Here is a 17713-nt window from a genome sequence, read left to right on the forward strand (position 1 = left end):
CGTTTCCGCGGTTGCGCGCAGGTGACCAGCTCGGCGGGCGCCGATCAGGTCGGCGAGGAACGCTCGGGAGCACAGCGCGGCAGCGTCAGCGTGAAAGTCGCTCCCTCGCCAGGAGAGCTGGCGACCTCGATCGATCCACCCAGTACGCCGGTGACGAGGTTGTAGACGATGTACAGTCCGAGGCCGCTGCTACCTTGTCCCAGGCGCGTGGTGAAGAAGGGTTCGAAGATGCGCTTGATCGCCGCCGCGGGAATGCCGATTCCGTCGTCGGAATAGCGCAGGATGACGTGTGCCGGTTCGATCGCCCGCGCCTGCAGGCGAATGCAGCCGGAATCCCGGTCGGCAAAGCCGTGCGTCAGCGAATTGCCCACCAAGTTGGCGATGACCTGCTCGAGCGGGCCAGGGTAGCTGTCGAGCTCGATTTCGACGGAGACGTCGAGCTCGACGCGGTGCGCGGTGTGCTTGAACTGCGGTCGCAGCGTCGCCAATAGCTCCTCGATCGTCTGGTACAGCGCGAAGCGTCGACGGCGGATGCTCGTCTGGTCCACGGCGACCTGCTTGAAGTGGCCAATCAGGTCGGCGGCGCGCGCGGCGTTCCGTTCGAGCAGGTCGACGGCCTCGCGACCGCGGCCGACGAAGACGTCCACCTGCGAGCGGCGCAGCGTACCGGCAGTGAGCTCCGTGGCGAATGCGCGCAGGTCCTCGCCGAGCGCGCTGGCGACGACACGGGCGTTGCCGAGCGGTGTGTTGAGTTCGTGCGCAATACCGGCGACGAGGTGCCCGAGCGCGGCCAGCTTTTCGGCCTGCACGAGCTGGCTCATCGCCTGGCGCAATTCGTCCGTCCGTTCGGCGACGAGTTCCTCGAGCTGTTCGCGGTAGCGCTGCAACTCGGCTTCCTGGCGCTTGCGATCGGTGACGTCGATGTCGGCGCCCACCGTGCGCAATTTCCGGCGCGCCTCTCCTTGTCCGACAAAGGTCGTCTGCGAACGGGTGACGATCCAGCGCACGTCGCCATTTCGGTGCACGATGCGATGTTCCACGTCGTAGATCCCGTCGCCCGCCGGGTCGTGCGCGCGTTCGATGGCGGTAGTGATCCTCGCGCGGTCTTCGGGATGCACACTGGCGACAAAGTTTGCCAGCGTCACGGGTTCTTCAGCCTCCCAGTCGTGGATGCGACGCTGTTCGGGTGACCAGTAGATGACATCAGCAAGATGATCGTGATCGAAAATACTCAGATGCGCTACCCGGATGGCCTGCTGCAGGCGTTCTTCACTCTCGTGCAGCGCGCGCTCGGCGCGCCGGCGCTCGGTGATGTCGTTGGCCAGCACGAGCTTGGCCGGTCGTCCCTGCAGAGAGAGCAGGTGCGAGATGATTTCGACCTCGATGATCTGCCCGTCCTTCTTGCGATGTCTCCAGAAGCCGGCGTAATTCATTCCGGATTCCTGCGTGGAGATCTTCTCGAGCATGAGAGGAACGTCTTCACCCGGACGGATGTCGCGGATCGTCATCTGCAGGAATTGCTCGCGCGAGTAACCGTACTTGGCGATCGCCGCGTCGTTGACCGTCAGGAACGCCAGCGTTTCCACGTCATAGACCCACATCGGGTGCGGATTGGCGTCGAACAGCAGGCGGTAGCGCGCCTCGCTCTCGGCCAGTGCCTGGTCGGCGCGTTTGCTCTGCGTGATGTCCTGAATGGTTCCAATCATCTTGATCGGGACGCCATCGTCGGCAAACTCGAGTTCGCCAAGGCCATGCACCCAACGCTCCTCGCCGTCGTTGTGCCGCACGATGCGGTATTGGCGGTCGAAGCGGTTGCTCCGTGCCAGCACGTGTTCGGTCAGGTACGCGAGAGTCTCCTGCCGGTCGTCGGGGTGAATCAGCGCTCGCCAGCCATCGACGGTTTTCGGGAAAGAGTCGTCGATACCGAGAATGTGGTCGAGCCTCTCCGAGCGGATCCAGACGCCAGTGCGTGCGTCGAGATAATACGAACCGAGGTCACCGACTTCCTGCGATCTCCAGAGGAAGAATTCACTCTCCTTGAGCGCCTGCGCGGCGCGTTCCTTTTCGCTGCGCGTGCGCAACGCGCTGATCCCGAACGCCAGATCGCTGGCCAAGGCGCTCAAGAGACCGATCTCGTCGCTGTCGAACGCGCCTGCATCTGCCGAATACACGGTGAATGCACCGAACGTCCGACCGCCGGCGCGTAGTGGCAGCGCGCAGACCGCGGCGTAACCGTGCTCCCTTGCCGCCACATGCAATGGCGCCATCGTCGGATCGCTTTCGATGTCCTGTGCGGTGCAGGCGCGACCGCTGCGGATCGCGCGGCCGACTGGACCACGTCCGTTGTCGGCCTCTGCCCAGAAGGCGCGCAGCTTCTGCAGATATCCTTCGTCGCAGCCGGCATGCGCCATCGGCGTGACCGACCTGGCGTCATCGTCCTCGGCGTAGCCCACCCAGGCCATGCGGTAACCACCGATCTCTATGGCAACAGCGCACACAGCGGCCAGCAGCTCGCTCTCCGAAGCAAGGTGGATCAGTGCCTGGTTCGACTCGCTGACCATCCGCAATTGACGGTTGGTGCGACGCAGCGCTTCCTCGGCGTGCTTGCGCTCGGTGATGTCGCGAACGATGGCCCACATTGCGGCCGGCTGGCCGGCGTCGTCGCGGATCAGGAACGTCCGCAGTTCGACCGGAAAGACGCTCCCGTCCTTGCGCCGGTATTCCTTCTCATACACTTCGGAGTATCCGCTGACGACGATCTGTTCGTCGACGATCGCCGCTTCGTAGGAGTGCCACCTTGCCGGAGTGAGATCGACGTACGTCAGGCGGCGCAGTTCGTCTTCGGAATAGCCGAGCATCTCCAGATACGCGTGGTTGAACTCCTGGATCACGCCGCTCATATCGACCAGCACGGTCGCGTCGCGCATCGATTCGTGCAGCCGCCGATATTTCGTCTCGCTCTGCAGCAGCGCGCGCTCGGCACGCTTGTACTCGGTAATGTCGATGTTGAGTCCGACGATGCCGCGAATCTGCTCACCGTCGCGGACCGGCGCGATGATGTTGCGGATACATCGCTCCTCGTTGCCGACGAAGAAGCCCACCTCTGCTTCGACGACTTCGCCGGCCAGAGCACGGCGGTTGTTGTCGAGCCAGCACGCCAGCGTCGCGGCATCGTCGGTCACCTCTTCGGGGAGTTTTCCGACGACGTTTCCCCACGCCTTGCGCGAAACCGAATTCTGCAGGACATACCGGCCACTGGTACCAATCAGGAAAAAGTCGAACGGGACGCTTTCGATCGCCGTGCGCAGTTGGGCTTCGCTCTCGCGCAGCGCTTCTTCGGCCCGCCAGCGCTCGGTAACGTCTACCGAGACGCCGAGCACCTGCAGGCGGCCATCGCCGCCGCGCACCGGCGTGAAATGCACATCGAAGCGGGCTTCACCGATTTGCGTGGAGAATTGCACCGCCTCTCCGCGCATCGCGCGACGGGCGTAACCGACGACGTCGGGATGGTCGCCGTAGAGATCGAAGATCGACTGGCCAACCGCTTCTCCGGGCTGGCGCCCAACGCGCGCAAGAGCCTTTCCTTCGCTGAAGGTAAAGATTCCGTTCTCGTCGAACTGGAAGAGAACCAGCGGTACGTTGCTGATCACCGAACGAAAGCGCTCTTCGCTCGCTGCCAGATCGCGCTCACGCCGGCGCGCGGCGAGCGACATCTGCTCGAGATGCTGGGCCAGTTCGTCGAGTTCCCGGATACCCAGTTTCTTCGCTTCTCTGCGTTCGTCGCCATTCGCGCCGGCCCGTGCCGCGCAGTGCGCGATCATTCGCGCGAGGCTGCGCGCCAGCGCCAGCGCGACGACGATCGTCAGCAACAAGGCGGCGAAGCCACCCGCTTCGAGCACCCATGAAGTCGCTGCGGGTGCCGGCGCGAGCAGATCTTTCGGTTCGGCGACGAGTACGTTCCACTCTGCGGCCTGCGGCAGCGCGACGGAAAAGCCGGCAAAGGTCCGGCCGTCGAATTCGAAGCTGGCGCTTGCCAGCTTTGCTGGTTTGCCGACTGCCTCGAGCCGGAGCGGAGCGATCTGGCGAATGCTGGCAGCGGGCACGGCAAGGGCGGAGCAGGCAACGACACGACCTTGCCGGTCGACGATCAGCACCAGCGTTGTGCTCCCGGTCACCAGGCGAGCGAGGAATTCCGTGAAGCGATCGGCGGTAAGTTCGCCGACGAGAAACCCGTCGCCGGCCGGGATCGCCAGTGCGACTGCTGGCTGACCAGCACTGATCGCGCTGCTCGCCAGCGACCAGCGTGCCTCGCGCGCGGCGACCCGCGCGGAAACATTGCCATGCAACAGGGCATCGCGAGCGCCGAGCTGAGCTGGCGGCAGGCTCGCAGCGGCGACCGACCCGTCGCCATTGGCGAGGACGATCGCCGCATACAGATCTCCGTTGCCGACGAGCGCGTCGAGGCGGGCCGAAGGCAATGACTCCGGGCGGAGATCGTACTGGCGGACTTCGTCTGCGACGCTGCGCAGGAGCCGTTCCGCTTCTTGCAGATGCGCCCCAACCGACGCTGCGGTCGCGAGAGCGGACAACTGCGCGCGTGCTTCGCGCTCCGCGCGCAGTTGTGGCAGGAAGACGGCAATGGACAGGGCGGCGACGACGGTCAGCGGCAGCACACTGGCGAGGACAATGCGCAGCGCCAGCCAGGACCAGAGAGGGTGGCCCGAACGCATCTCGCTAGCCGGTGACCGCCAGGCGCCCGGCCCGCGTTGCGCCTGCCTGCCATTTGCTCGTACTGCGAGAGAACCCTGCACCGGCAGTCGCATTGCCGCGACCGTCGATGCGGCGACGCACCAACCTCCCGTCCTCCGCTGCGAGAGGGTTCGGCGGGGGAACGTCGAAATTCGCGGAGAATGCTCCGCACCGCGCCAACGATTCCAGCCGCCTCGGCGGAATGCGCGCTGGAAGGGGGTTTATGGCCTCGGTGTTCCTCATTCGGGAATCGCCCGGAAAGCCATGGCCTTCGGGAAATCGCGCACGAACGATTGCGGTCGACCTTGTGCCGGGTGTGACCGTACACACGCACCGCGCGCCGACCGGCGGGGTGAGGCGGCACGGTGTGTAGTGATCGTCGCCGTGCCGTGCCGTGCCTTGCCATGGCGGGTTTTCCCAAGCTCATGAAGACTACTTTGCATCCTGTTCGTGTACCCATCGTAGAGCGCCTGCGTGATGTGCCGAATCCCGACGCTCGCTGTAATCGCCGTCGCCCGATACCTTACCGTTCTTGTCCGGGGACTCTTCAGTTGCTGGGTGCGAATGAAAGTGTTGGTCGAAGCCCCTTGTACGATGGGGGTGTGATTCAAAGTGATGCGAGGCGTACCATTCCCCCTCGATGTGGGATAGGCTCCCCTCCATCTCGTGTGGGGAGGGGCGTACCCCAGCGAAGCCCTCGGCCCATTTCTCAACTCCCCTCCCCCCTCGCGGGGGAGGGGCTGGGGGAGAGGGGGCATCCAAGCCCTAGCGGACGCCAGCAAAGCAGACCTACGGCTCTGGCCATGTGCTTTCGCAAGGGTTCGACGAATTCGTGTGCAACGATGGCTCCCCTCTCCCCAACCCCTCCCCCACGAGGGGGGAGGGGTAATCACCGATGTCATCGCCTCTCCAAGAACAAGGGACTTTGACCAACACTTTCATTCGCACCCTCAGTTACCTGATTCTACGAGATACCAAACCCGCTCACAATCTGCGTTAACTTCGAACTGCCGTGCTGGCCACCTTGCGACCCACGCTACCTATTACGGCTGTACTGGATAAGGCCCGCCATCAGCGTTGTGCATGGGTACAAGCCTGCGCCGAGAAACTGAAGATCGAGTGGCTCTGTCTGCCCACCTACTCACCGAATTTGAACCTCATCGAACGCTGCCTGCAAGATACCCACACCATTTACGCCAAGGCACTGAAGTCATTATTCAGCCTGAACTTCCAAACCCTCCCGAAGGCTAACGTCCTGACGAGTGGACGATGCGCTATCGCGCATCGGGCCGCTTGCCGTGGAAAAGTGTGACGACTTTTCCTCGGTGTGTTCCTTCGCCCACAAGCTCCACCACGCCATATTCATTTCGGCTAAAATCCCGGAAGGTCAATACCCACCATCCTTGACAGGGCCAGCAGGACACTTCGTGCACAAACCGTTCGTTCCGACCAGACAGCAATGCCAGGCGACGACCCGAAACCGCTAGCGGCCAGCACGGCGGGAGGCGACGACACGGTCGACCTCTTTGTCAGCTACGCGCATGCCGACGACGAAGTGCCTGCGGGCGCCCGCAAGGGCTGGGTCACCACGCTGGTGGGCGAACTCAGGCGGGTGCTGCGGCGCAAGCTTGGCGGTTCTGGCGCGCAGGTGTGGATGGATCACGCGCTGGCCGCCAACCAGCCGCTCACCGCCACGCTGCGCGACCGGGTGAGCCGCAGCCGCACGATGCTGATCGTGCTGTCGCCAGGCTACGTCAGGTCCACCTGGTGCCAGCGCGAGCTGTGCGACTTCGTGACCGCTGCCCAGGCCCGCGGTGAGGCCGAAAACATCTTCGTCGTCGAGCTGGAGCCGATCGACCGTGATTCGCAACCCTCAGCGCTGCCGGCGCCGATCCGCGAGCTGGTGCCGATCGCGTTCTGGGAGCGTGATGGCGATGACGAGCCTCGGCTGGCCGGATACCCGACGCCGAATGCCGACGAGTATTCGCCGTACTGGAAGCTGGTGAACCGGCTGGCAGGGCAGCTCGCGCGGCGGCTGGAGCGCGCGCTGCCAGCCGCACCGGCGGCCGGGGCAGTGGCAGCGCCGTTGTCGCAGCAAACTGCAGCGATATTCGCGGGGCCTGACAGCATCACCACCGAGCCAGCCGGCATTCCTCAGGCCCATGGCCTGTCCTTGTATCTGCACGCCGCACCGGAAGACCAGCCGCTGGCCGGGGCCATCGCCGACCAGCTCGACGCGGTCGGGGTGATGGTGCTTTGCCCCAGCCCGCGACCGCAGCAAAGTTTTCAGGAGTGCCTGCTCGAGCACGAGAACGCACTGCGCCAATGCCGGGGCATGCTGTTGCTCAACACCGGCGAGCGCATAGCCAACCTGATGTCCGCCTGGCAATTGGCACGGCGCATCTTCGGCGCGTGCCGTGCCGGCCCCTGGAGCGCGGCGCTGCACCTGCCGCCGCCGGGCCACCCCGATCTGCCGATACACAATGTGCTGCAGGTCGACTGCCGCAACGGCTTCGACATCCGCGCGCTCGGCCCCTTCCTTGCCGCCTTGCAGGCCGACGGCAATGCCCACCCGTCGGGCTTTCGCCATGCGTGAGCTGCGCGAACTCCACAGCCCCTACCCCGGTTTGCGGCCCTTCGCCAGCGACGAGCTATCGATCTTCTTCGGCCGCGAGGCGCACACCAGCCGGCTGATCGAAATCCTGCACCGCGAGCGTTTTCTGGCAGTGGTCGGGCCCTCGGGCGCCGGCAAATCCAGCCTGGTGCGCGCTGGCCTGCTGCCGGCGCTGGCACTGGGCTGGCCGGGCGAGGTGAGCGACTGGCGCGTCGCCGAACTGCGCCCTGGCGAACGGCCGATGCGCCGGCTGGCCGAGGCGCTGCTGCAACCCGACGTCCTGGGCCGCGAGCTGGGCGCGCTGGATGCCGACGCCGGGGACGCCGCCGACGCGGCGGCGGATCTCGCCGTCCACCGTGCGCACCAGGCCGCGCTGCTGGAAGCCGAACTGCGTAGCGGCCCCGACGCGCTGGCCGGACTGGTGGCCGACGCGCAGCGCCAGCGGCCCGGCCAGCCGCCATTCAACCTGCTGGTGCTGGTGGATCAGTTCGAGGAGCTGTTCCGCTACGCCGATCTCGGCGAGCGACAAGGCCAGGAGTCCGACGGTTTCATCGAGCAATTGCTGGCCAGCGCCCGCGCAACGCAGGGGGATGCCCGGCGGGTCCATGTCGTGCTGACGATGCGCACCGACGCGCTGCACGACTGCGCGCGCTTCCTCGACCTGCCCGAGGCGATCAACCGCGGCCAGTACCTGGTGCCGCGACTGAAAGCCGACGAACTGCGCCGTGCGATCACCGAGCCGGCACGCGTGTTCGACGGCACGGTCGATACCGAGGTGGTGGACGCACTGCTCGGCCATGCGCGGACGGCGCCCGACCAGTTGCCGCTGCTGCAGCACGCGCTGGCGCAGATGTGGCGCACGGCCAGCGTGCGCGACGCGCGGCAGCCGACGATCACCGCCGACGACGCCCGCGCAGCCGGCGGGCTCGAACAGGCGCTGTCGAAGCACGCCGAAGCCCTCTACGCCGGCTTGCCGACCGACGACGACCGGGCGCTGGCCGACCTGCTGCTGCGCGCGATCACCGGCCCCGGCGATGGCGGCCGGCTCGACTCGCGCCGCCCGCAGCGGCTGGACCAGATCACCCGCTTCGCCGGCCTGCCGCCCGAGGAATGGCGGCGCTTCGGTCCGGTGCTGCGCGCGTTCGCGGCCGAGGGCGCCAACTTCCTGCACTTCGCCGAACCGCTGACGGCCGACACGGTGGTCGACATCTCGCACGAAGCGCTGATCCGCGGCTGGGACCGGCTGCGCGCGCTGGTCGAGTGGGAAGCGGCGCTGGCGGCGCAGTACCGGCGCTGGCGCGACCGCAGCGAGCACCACTGGCGCACCGGCGGTGAGCGCTTGCGCGGCGCCGACCTGCAAGCCGCCTTGCGCTGGCGATCGGGCCACGCCGACCTGGAGCCCGGCGTCGGCCGCATGGCTGAAGGCACCAGCGTGTTGCGGCCATTTCCACCGCACGCAGGTTGGGCCGAGCGCTATGCGCTGACCCGGTCGCCGGATTCGACCGCGCTCGAGTTTGGGGCGCTGCTCGGCTTCATCGATGCCAGTGAACATGAAGCGTCCGAGCGCGCAGCCGAAGCGGCCAAAGCAGCCGAAGCGGCCGAAGCGGCCGAACGCGAAAGAAGGCTGGCCAAGCAGAGCGCGCGACGTAAGCAACTCTTTCTTGTCGTTGCGCTAGCCGTCGGGGTCTTGCTGGCTGTCGCCGGTTTTGCGTTTGCGTACTGGCATTCAACTCAAGCCGCGATCGCCAAAGCCAGCGAGCTTGCTGCGACGTCGGAGGCCCTGACTAAGGACTCACCCGATCTAGGGCTGCTGCTGGCGCTCGAATCGCGCCGATACATGCCAACGCCGAAGGGTGACGCCTTGCTGCGCGCCGCAGCCACGAGCTATCCCGTCGACCGGGTGCTGCGAGCACACGATGGTGCGATTCTGGACGTATGGCCAGCGCTGAACAACCGCAGGTTGGTGACCGCTGGCGTAGACGGAACTGCTCGAGTCTGGGATGGCATCAATGGCGAGCAGCCGTTGTTACTGCGCGGGCACCAAGCTGCCGTAGTCAGCGTGCAAACATCGCCCGACAGCGGAAGGATACTCACCGCCAGTCGCGACGCCACGGCGCGATTGTGGGATGCCGTCACGGGCGAAGAGAGATGCGTGTTTCGCGGGCATGAGCATTCCCTCTTTAACGCCCGCTTCTCACTCGACGGCAGGGCAATCCTTACCGCAAGTGAAGATGCCACGGCCCGAATCTGGGATGCGTCCACCTGCGTGGCGTCGCATGTCATGCGCGGACATGAGGCCGCTGTCACCGACGCATTGTTCTCCGCTGACGGTACGAAGGTCGTGACGACAAGCTGGGACAAGACGGCACGGCTATGGGAGGCCGGAAGCGGCAAGCACCTGCGCACGCTGTTCGGTCACGACGGCGCTGTGCACGCTGCAAGCATTTCCAGCGACGGAAAGACCGTCGCGACTGCGAGCGCCGACAAGACGGCCCGCCTTTGGGACACAGAGAGCGGCGACTCTTTGCGTGTTCTCCGCGGCCACGAAGGTCCGGTCACCTCCGTTGAGTTTTCACCTGACGGCTCGAAGGTGCTGACCGCAAGCCTGGATCGGACCGCGCGTCTGTGGGATGCGGCCACTGGCACCGAGCTACAGGCCCTAAGCGGGCATGGGGAACGGGTGTCCCATGCGCACTTCTCATCGGACGGTTCGACGATCCTCACTTCGAGCGCTGATGGGACTGTTCGCCTCTGGGACGGCGCCACGGGAGTCGAAAGTGCCGTGCTTCGCGGACACGAAGGTGCTGTCACCTCCGCACGCTTCACGGCTGATGGTCAGTCGATACTGAGCACAGGCGTTGATGGTAGCGCTCGGCTTTGGGGTCGAAAGGCAGGTGGAGAGGCGCGGAGGGTGAACTGGGAAGACGGCGCTATCAGTGGCGTGCGAATGTCGTCTGATGACCGGCTCGCGCTGCTGGGCAACGTCAACGGCTCGGTGCGAGTGATCGACATGCGCACAGGGACGACGCGGCAGACCTTTACCGGTCACGTCGGAAGCGTCGCCAGGGTTGCAGTCTCGCCTGACGGCAGACTGGCCATTTCCGCCAGCTGGGACCGAACGGCTCGAATTTGGGACTTGGCGGTAGGCCGGCAGGTCTTCGAACTTCTTGGTCACAAAGACGACGTCTTGGATGTACAGTTCTCTCCGGACGGCGCAAAGGCGCTGAGCGCAAGTCGCGACGGAACCGCGTGTCTATGGGACGTGGCTTCGGGCAAGAAGCTGCTTGTCTTGTCGGGGCACGGAGGCGAGGTCACAAGCGTGCAGTTCTCGGCCGACGGAAAGTCCGCGTTGACAGCGAGTTCAGACTCGAAAGCGCGCTTGTGGGACCTCACGAACGGGGCGCTACTGAAGGTTCTTGAGCGGCCTGAGGGAGTTGTCCACCTCGCTCGCTTCTTTCCAGATGGGAAGGCGGCGTTCACCGCAGGTGCGGACGGAAAGGTGGCGGTGTGGGACTTGACCACGGGCAAGCAGCGATTCGAATTTCTTGGACACCGTGGTCCGATCGTCAGCGCCCGGCTTTCTGCCGACGGCGGGCGCGCGCTGACTGCGAGTTGGGACAGCACTGCTCGGCTGTGGGACACAACCAGCGGCAGGGAGCTACAAGCAATGCGCGGCCATGCCGGAGCCATCCACGGCGCGCTTTTCTCGAGCGATGGTTCGATGGCCCTGACTTTCGGCGCAGACAAGACCGCGCGCCTTTGGGACCTGCCCACCGGCAAGGAGTTGTGGGTCCTGCGTGGACACGACGGGGACGTCATCGACGCAAACTTCTCCGCTGACGGCAGGACGATTGTCACCGTCGGAACCGACAGGACAGTTCGCTTCTGGTCCTGCGCCGCATGCCAACCGATCGACGAGCTAGCACCTGGGCTTGCCGCTCGTGTCGGCCGTAATCTGTCCGCCGGTGAGCGGCAGCGCTTTGGACTGACACCGACTTCTCCCCAATCGAGATGATGGGGATGATGATAGGGGATTGACGGTCAGACCGAAACACAGCATCATCGTTTTGCACTTTGGCGATCGGCTGTACAGATCTCGTATTCTCGGAATCGCGAGGGTCGTGAGCTGCACTGACTGGTGGCGCATGCGGCTCGTCTGCCGCTAGACAGGTAAACAAACCACGAACTAGGAGGAAACGATGCTGATCCGTTCCTTATCCCTGCTTCAGAGCCTGTTGACGAACAGCTTCTTGCTCATCGTCGGTGTCATGGCGGCGGGGTCGGTCGTGGCGCAGCCGGTAGTGGCTTCTGCGGACCAGCGCTACATGGCTCAACTGACAGGCCTAGAGAACAACCGGCACTACATCGTCAGAGTCAGAGAAGGAGGTGTGACGGTGCTGACCACGCGCGCCAAGTACCCAGAAAACGATGTGAAGTCCGGAGCCTTCGGAACGGGGCGGTATCACGACAGGTTCGCGGCCGCGTACCACTATGCTCATGGCGGTAACCACACCTGGATCGGCGTGTGGAACCTGACGACTGGGACCTGCGAGAGCGCGATTCGAATCGCGGGGTTCGAATACAACGCCGCCAGGGCCTTCGCCAGAGAATCGTCGCCTGATAGGCAGCCCGATAGCTGCCCGAAGCCGTAGCTAGTGCCGATCCGCGGTGCTTCGCATGGATGCATCTCTCGTTACAGCCGGCTGGCAGTGTCTTAGCCATCAATCAGCCTGCGCGTGATTCACCCCACTACGGAGGTTTACAATGAATCGACTTCGCCGTCAGGCAACCATTGCGCTGATTGCCTTGCCCGCATGCTTTTATCCTCTGACCCTCATGGCGCAGCAGCCCGGCGCCGGCGCTGGCAAGGTGACGATCTCGATTGCACAGCCAGTCCCCGGTTCGACGGTGGACCACCATGTCGTGAAGGTGCGTGGGGCCGCGTCGCGCAAGGGCAACGAGCATGTGTGGCTGCTCGCGCGCCGCACAGATTTCGCGCCGCTGTGGTGGCCGCAACGTGAAGTCGCGGTGGATCCGCAGTCAGGCCGGTTCGAGGGCCCGGTGACGCTGGGCGGTCCGCAGGACGTGGACTGGGACTTCGACATCGCCGCGGTGCTCGCCGACACTCAGGCTCACACCCAACTGCTGGACTACTGGAAGAAGGCAATGACCACAGGAGATTGGCGACCCATCGACTTGCCGCGTGGCATTCAGGGTCTGGCGGTGGTCAAGGTCAAGAAAACCAGACGCTGAACCGGTAGCCCGCATCGATCGTGCCGGACATGTCAATTGCGCGCTTCTTGTTTCATTGTGCGGCACCCAAGGTCTTCCTGTGCCACGCTTCTGAGGACGTCAAGCCTGCCCAGCAAATTGCCGTTGCACTGCGCCAGGCTGGGTGCAAGGTCTTCTTCGATGAGCACAGTCTTCCCGCGGGAGGCGACTATCACCAGCGGATTGACGCCTCCATCAGGAAGTGCGACCTGTTCGTCTTCTTGATGACGCGAGATTCGCTTGCACAAGGCAAGTACACCATCAATGAGCTCACCCTCGCCATGGAACGCTGGGCGGACCCGGGCGGCCACGTGCTTCCGGTGAATATCGGTGCGATTCCGGCAGGGGATGTCCCGCCGTACCTCGGCGCCGTCACGATGCACACACCAACTGGTAACCTGGCAGCTGGGGTGAGGCATGAGGTCGAAAAGATCCTATTGCCGCGTGCGCAGACGAAGTTCCTGACGGTGCTTGTCGGCATCGTCGCCGTCATCGCCGTCGCCGTCTTCTTGGCCATTAATTCGTTGTCGCTTTGGCAGGAGCGCCAGCGGGCGCCCGCCCAGGCAGACGGCATGCCGCAGCCCTCGAGGCCGCCGAAATCTCCGACCATGGCCAGGCCGACCGATTGCAGCGCCGTGCTGCCTTTGCTGATCGAGGCTCAACAGTGGATGGCCGACACGCTGAGCGCCCAAAGCGCGCTGAAGGCGCTAGACTTGTACCGCGAAGCTCGCAATTCGATCCGCAGCACGGAGCTTCTGCGCCGTGTCGATGCGGACGCCATCGCTCTCGCCGAAAGGGCGGCAAGTGACAACAACCACTATCTGGCGGCGCAGCGTTATGCGGCGGCATTCCAGCCGTTGGTTATGGATTGCTCGCCAGGCGGCCACGAGTAGGTATCCTCATCCGGATCGAGGCTTGTCGGGCTGGTCGCAGACGCAGCCGAGATGATGGCCGAATCGACCATTCACGGTCGGCATGTTGGTTTCCTGTTCCGCACCATCTTGGGCCTGCAACAGGCGCTTGTGGCCGGGGCCCGCGATCGTCGGCGAAGCGCGCAACGGCCGCGAGGCGAACGAGTTGCTAGCGGCAAAGCGCCCGGACATCGTGTTCCTTGACGCGCACATCAGTGAAAGGCCGCACCGGGTCGGCGGCGAATGTTGACCGCCGCCCGCTCGCTGGCCGATCGCCAGTTCCACGTCCGCGCCTCGGCCCGCGATTCCCCTTTGTCGACCCTCGCTGCCGAATGACGCCTCGGAACGTCGGCGCACCCGAAAGCCGTCGCCGGGATGCCGTTGATTGCGGGAAGCCGGGTGCTGGCCGCCGCTCCGCGGTTCAGGACGGCTGGCGATCGCCGAGGGTGCTGCCTCGCCCGCCCGTAGCGCGAAGCGTGCTCGGCGTGCCGCCTTCATGGCGTTGCCAGACCCGCCGGAAATCGCGCGCCGAAGCGAAGCCGGCCAGCTCGGCGACGCGCTCGACCGACAGTTGCCGCTCGGCGAGCAGTTCGCGCGCCCGCGCGACGCGCAGCCGCTGCTGATAGCCGACGACGCTGATGCCCGCGTGCTCGGCAAACAGGCGCGTCAGATGGCGGGCGCTGACATGCGCCTGCGCGGCCAGCTCGTCGACCGACCACGATCGCGCGGGGTCCTGCGCGATCGCGTCCTGCGCACGATGGACGGCGGGGAGCAGATGGTTGCGGTGGGCGAGCCACGGCGAGAGCTGCGGATCGTTGCCGGCACGGCGCTGGTAGACGACCAGGCGACGCGCGACGCGTGCCGCCAGTTCGGCGCCGGCATGCCGCTCGATCAGATACAGCGCGAGGTCGATGCCGGTCGTGATGCCGGCGCTGCTCAGCAGCGGCCCGTCGTCGACGAAGACGCGGTTCTCCTCGACCTTCGCCGCCGGTGCGGCAACGCGCAGGGCGTCGATCAGGCTGTGGTGCGTCGTGCACCGCCGGCCATCGAGCCGTCCGGCGGCGGCGAGCAGCAGCGCGCCGGAACAGATGCTGGCGAGCTGCGCATCCGGCGGCACGGCCGTGCGCAGCCAGGCGACGACGGCCTGCGCCTCGGGGCGCGCGTAATCCTCGGCCTCGCAGGCGTTGCCGGTGACGATCACCAGGCTGTCGGGCGGCAGACACGCCGGCAGCGCGGCGAGACCGGCGAGTTCGACACCCAGCGAAGTGCGCAATTGCGGCACCGGCGCACAGCTGTGGACCGCCATGTCCGCCCCCATCTCGGCGGCCATGCGCAGCGCTTCGGCCGGCCCGGCGTAGTCGAGCATCAGCACGTTCGGCGTGAGGACGAACCAGACCGACAGCGTCATGGCCGCGCCCTCGCCCAGCCAAGCAGGCGGGTGGTGAACAGATTGACCGCCAGGCCGAGCATCAGCAGCGCGCCACCGGCGAGATGCACCGGCCGCAGCACTTCGTCGAACACCAGCCAGCCGGTCGTCAGCCCGACCACCGGCACCAGCAGGCTGAACGGCGCCACCTGGTTGGCCGGGTAGCGTGACAGCAGGCGCGTCCACAAGCCGTAGCCGAGCAGCGTCGCCGCCCAGGCGAGGTAGGCCACGGCGGCGAAGGCACGCAGGCTGAAGTCGCTCAACGCGGCAGCCATCGCCGGCGGGCCCTCGATCAGCAGCGACAGCGCGAGAAAGGGCAGTGGCGGCACGAGACTCGCCCAGACGACGAAGGCGAGCTGGTTGATCGGCCCGCAAGCGGCGACCGCCCGCGTGACGATGTTGCCGGCCGCCCACAGCGACGCCGCGGCGACGGTCAGCAGAAAGCCGAGCAGCGGCATCGACAGGCCGTGCGCCGAGCCGATCAGCGCCAGGCCGCAGGCCGCCAGCAGCAGCCCGACGAGCTGGCTGCCGCGCCAGCTCTCCTTGAGCCACAGCGCGGCGAAGAGCATCGTGAAAAAGGCTTGCGACTGGAGCACCAGCGAAGCCAGCCCGGAAGGCATGCCGACATGGATGGCCGAGAACAGGAACGCGAACTGCCCGACCGAAATGGTCATCCCGTAAGCGAGGTAGAGCTGCCAGGGCACTTTCGGCGCGCGCAGGAAGAACACCGCCGGGCAGGCTGCGAGCAGGAAACGCAGGGCGCCGAGCAGCAGCGGCGGCACTTCGGCGACACCGGTCTTGATGACCGCGAAGTTGACACCCCAGACGACGACCACCAGCAGGGCGAGAGCGAGATCGCGCGGACGCATGCGCTCAGGCCGTTGCAGTAGCAGGCAGGTCGCTGCCGGCGCAGGGCTTGCAGACCCGTTGCGCCGACGCCGGGTAGCGTGCCAGCTTGTCCGCCGGGCGAATCGGCCGGCGCAGCAACTCGCCGCCGCAGTTGGGACAACGCCCGGCAAGCCGGGTATCGGCACAATCGGCACAAAAGGTGCATTCGAAGGAACAGATCATCGCTGCCGGCGAGTCGGGCGGCAGATCGCGATCGCAGCACTCGCAGTTCGGGCGCAGTTCAAGCATGTCCTTCTCCCAGCGCGGCGAGGCAATCGTCGACGCTGACGATGCGCGCAAAGCGCCCGGCCAGCACGAGTTCGGCATGTTCCTTGATCTTTGCCGTCGAGTAGCTGCGGCCGCTGAGCGGATGCGTCATCGGGAAGGTCAGCGTCGCTTCGCTGACGAAATCGATCTCGTAGCCGATGTCGGAGCCGACCCGCGTCGTCGTTTCGCAGCATTGTTCGGTGCGGATGCCGGCGATGATCAGGCGCTCGATACCGCGGCGGCGCAGCCACAGGTCGAGGCCGGTGTCCGAAAAGGCATTGTGCGTGTGCTTGAAGAAGCACACGTCCGGCGAACCGGGCAGCCAGTCGAGCGCGCGCACATATCCCGATGCCTCGGTAAATGGTCCGGCCTGACCGACGTGAAAAATATGCACCACCGGAACCCCGCGTTGCCGGCAACCGGCGTCGAGGCGCAGCAAGGCCTCCCTAAACGCCGGCAGATCGGCTTCGGACCAGAAGGGCATGTGCCGGAACGACTCCTGCACGTCGATCACCACCAGCGCTGCACGACGACCCCTGACGACATCATTTTCGGACATTTCCAGACCTCCTTTGTTTGACGTGCCGCCATCGTAAGGCCAGACGAGGAAATAAACGATGCCGCTCCGGGACAATCACGGGACAAATACGGCCATCGTCGGCCGAGGCGGGAAGGCGCCCGTCGCGCAACGTCCGGCGCGCGCGCCGGACGCGTGCCTCCTTCGCCACCGGCGCAGACGATGAAACTCGAGCAATGTCAGCAGCCAGCGGCCGTCGGAACGAAAATGCGCGCTCTGGGAACGGCTCGCGCAGTCGGCGTCGCTGCCGCTTTCCTTGCCGCTCGCCGCGTCGAAAACGCGCACGCCGCCGGCACCAAGGCTCGCCGCCAGCCGGCGGCCGTCGGGCGACCAGGCATGATGATGGAGGACATCCGGCAGGCGACCGATGGCGTGCTGGAACGGTAGGTTGGGCTGAGCTTGCGAAGCCCAACAACCCGGCCCCCCACCAACCCATTCCCTTCAGCCTGCCTCCTGCGGTGCGAAGTCTGGTCGCAGCCCGCGCTATCGCGGGGGCTGTCGGGATTCGCAGGCACAGCCCAACCTACGGCTGATCTCCTTGGAAAATGGTGTGACGAAGGAGAACTTAGCGCCGCGAAGAGTGCAGAACCAGGCGGAAGTCGGTGGCGAACAGTGATGGCGGGCTGACGTTGATGATCTGCCTTTGACTTCCGTAGACAATCATCGGTTTCCACGGCTCGTCATCCCATACCGTGAAACCGTTCTTGTCAAGCCATCTGAACCGGTAATAGACCTGTTGGTTATACGGGGAGAAATTGGTGAGTTCGGCCTGAACACGGAGCAGGCGATCGGATTGTACGGCACGCAAATCGGTGACCTGTACATTGTCATCGCTCGTGGTCAGTTCGACCTTGCTTGAGATCAGTCCGCTTGCGGGCGCGGCAACGGACAGCGTTGACAGCACGATCATGGATAGTGCCGCTACCGCGATACGACGTTTCAAGTACATGGTTAACCTTTCTGTTGGGCCACACGGAATCGAATAACGCTCGACGTTCGATTCGGTTACA

The 17713-nt window shown here is 65.3% G+C and carries 13 protein-coding genes and 1 pseudogene; 7 read left to right on the forward strand and 7 right to left on the reverse strand.

The window, feature by feature from the left end; translation table 11 throughout:
* Positions 1–44 precede the first annotated feature (44 nt).
* Positions 45–4730 carry a PAS domain S-box protein gene (locus AW06_RS11810; protein WP_034950188.1) on the reverse strand — a complete coding sequence of 1562 codons (4686 nt, stop codon included), beginning with the start codon at positions 4728–4730 and terminating at the stop codon, positions 45–47.
* A 1058-nt stretch (positions 4731–5788) separates the two neighbouring features.
* Between AW06_RS11810 and AW06_RS20500 the strand changes: the two are divergent.
* From AW06_RS20500 to AW06_RS11835, 6 genes and pseudogenes are all read left to right on the forward strand, one after another.
* Positions 5789–6061: pseudogene (locus AW06_RS20500) on the forward strand (transposase); the annotation flags it as partial.
* Positions 6062–6208: 147 nt separating this feature from the next.
* Positions 6209–7345 carry a toll/interleukin-1 receptor domain-containing protein gene (locus AW06_RS11815; RefSeq protein ID WP_034950191.1) on the forward strand — a complete coding sequence of 379 codons (1137 nt, stop codon included), beginning with the start codon at positions 6209–6211 and terminating at the stop codon, positions 7343–7345.
* A gap of 31 nt (positions 7346–7376) precedes the next feature.
* Complete coding sequence (locus AW06_RS20505; protein WP_273704632.1) at positions 7377–11378, forward strand: hypothetical protein; 4002 nt, start codon at positions 7377–7379, stop codon at positions 11376–11378.
* Positions 11379–11562: 184 nt separating this feature from the next.
* Complete coding sequence (locus AW06_RS11825) at positions 11563–12015, forward strand: hypothetical protein (RefSeq protein ID WP_034950194.1); 453 nt, start codon at positions 11563–11565, stop codon at positions 12013–12015.
* Between the two features lie 112 nt (positions 12016–12127).
* Positions 12128–12616 (forward strand): hypothetical protein, encoded by a 489-nt coding sequence (locus AW06_RS11830; protein ID WP_034950197.1) that lies wholly within the window; start codon positions 12128–12130, stop codon positions 12614–12616.
* Positions 12617–12645: 29 nt separating this feature from the next.
* Positions 12646–13527, forward strand: coding sequence for a toll/interleukin-1 receptor domain-containing protein (locus AW06_RS11835; RefSeq protein WP_034950200.1), 882 nt, complete (start codon positions 12646–12648; stop codon positions 13525–13527).
* Between the two features lie 6 nt (positions 13528–13533).
* On the opposite strand, the gene AW06_RS11840 is transcribed toward AW06_RS11835, so the two are convergent.
* The 5 genes from AW06_RS11840 to AW06_RS11860 all read right to left on the reverse strand — a co-directional run bounded on the left by AW06_RS11840 (position 13534) and on the right by AW06_RS11860 (position 16685).
* Entirely contained in the window at positions 13534–13830 is a 297-nt protein-coding gene (locus AW06_RS11840; RefSeq protein ID WP_273704633.1) for a hypothetical protein, read from the reverse strand.
* 136 nt (positions 13831–13966) lie between these two features.
* Complete coding sequence (locus AW06_RS11845) at positions 13967–14953, reverse strand: helix-turn-helix domain-containing protein (RefSeq protein ID WP_034950205.1); 987 nt, start codon at positions 14951–14953, stop codon at positions 13967–13969.
* Positions 14950–15840, reverse strand: a complete 891-nt coding sequence (locus tag AW06_RS11850; protein ID WP_034950207.1) for an EamA family transporter — start codon at positions 15838–15840, stop codon at positions 14950–14952. Before AW06_RS11850 ends, AW06_RS11845 begins: the two co-directional genes overlap by 4 nt.
* 4 nt (positions 15841–15844) lie before the next feature.
* Positions 15845–16108 (reverse strand): DUF1272 domain-containing protein, encoded by a 264-nt coding sequence (locus AW06_RS11855; RefSeq protein WP_034950210.1) that lies wholly within the window; start codon positions 16106–16108, stop codon positions 15845–15847.
* Complete coding sequence (locus AW06_RS11860; protein WP_034950213.1) at positions 16101–16685, reverse strand: isochorismatase family protein; 585 nt, start codon at positions 16683–16685, stop codon at positions 16101–16103. Before AW06_RS11860 ends, AW06_RS11855 begins: the two co-directional genes overlap by 8 nt.
* Positions 16686–16865: 180 nt before the next feature.
* On the opposite strand from AW06_RS11860, the gene AW06_RS11865 reads away from it, so the two are divergent.
* A complete protein-coding gene (locus tag AW06_RS11865) occupies positions 16866–17090 on the forward strand; it encodes a hypothetical protein (protein ID WP_034950216.1) in 225 nt (74 codons plus the stop codon).
* Positions 17091–17268: 178 nt separating this feature from the next.
* Here AW06_RS11865 and AW06_RS11870 read toward each other — a convergent pair whose 3' ends face one another.
* On the reverse strand, positions 17269–17652 hold the full coding sequence (locus AW06_RS11870) for a YcfL family protein (RefSeq protein ID WP_034950219.1): 384 nt from the start codon (positions 17650–17652) through the stop codon (positions 17269–17271).
* Positions 17653–17713 lie beyond the last annotated feature (61 nt).

Origin of the sequence: Candidatus Accumulibacter cognatus (genome assembly GCF_000584975.1) — a bacterium.
GTDB classification, from domain to species: Bacteria; Pseudomonadota; Gammaproteobacteria; order Burkholderiales; family Rhodocyclaceae; genus Accumulibacter; species Accumulibacter cognatus.

Coding starts and splice junctions, on each gene's coding strand:
- AW06_RS11835 (WP_034950200.1), top strand. CDS start 12,646: ATGTCAATTGCGCGCTTCTTGTTTCATTGTGCGGCACCCAAGGTCTTC.
- AW06_RS11815 (WP_034950191.1), top strand. CDS start 6,209: ATGCCAGGCGACGACCCGAAACCGCTAGCGGCCAGCACGGCGGGAGGC.
- AW06_RS11855 (WP_034950210.1), bottom strand. CDS start 16,108: ATGCTTGAACTGCGCCCGAACTGCGAGTGCTGCGATCGCGATCTGCCG.
- AW06_RS11845 (WP_034950205.1), bottom strand. CDS start 14,953: ATGACGCTGTCGGTCTGGTTCGTCCTCACGCCGAACGTGCTGATGCTC.
- AW06_RS11865 (WP_034950216.1), top strand. CDS start 16,866: ATGAAACTCGAGCAATGTCAGCAGCCAGCGGCCGTCGGAACGAAAATG.
- AW06_RS11825 (WP_034950194.1), top strand. CDS start 11,563: ATGCTGATCCGTTCCTTATCCCTGCTTCAGAGCCTGTTGACGAACAGC.
- AW06_RS11870 (WP_034950219.1), bottom strand. CDS start 17,652: ATGTACTTGAAACGTCGTATCGCGGTAGCGGCACTATCCATGATCGTG.
- AW06_RS11860 (WP_034950213.1), bottom strand. CDS start 16,685: ATGTCCGAAAATGATGTCGTCAGGGGTCGTCGTGCAGCGCTGGTGGTG.
- AW06_RS11850 (WP_034950207.1), bottom strand. CDS start 15,840: ATGCGTCCGCGCGATCTCGCTCTCGCCCTGCTGGTGGTCGTCGTCTGG.
- AW06_RS11810 (WP_034950188.1), bottom strand. CDS start 4,730: ATGCGTTCGGGCCACCCTCTCTGGTCCTGGCTGGCGCTGCGCATTGTC.
- AW06_RS11830 (WP_034950197.1), top strand. CDS start 12,128: ATGAATCGACTTCGCCGTCAGGCAACCATTGCGCTGATTGCCTTGCCC.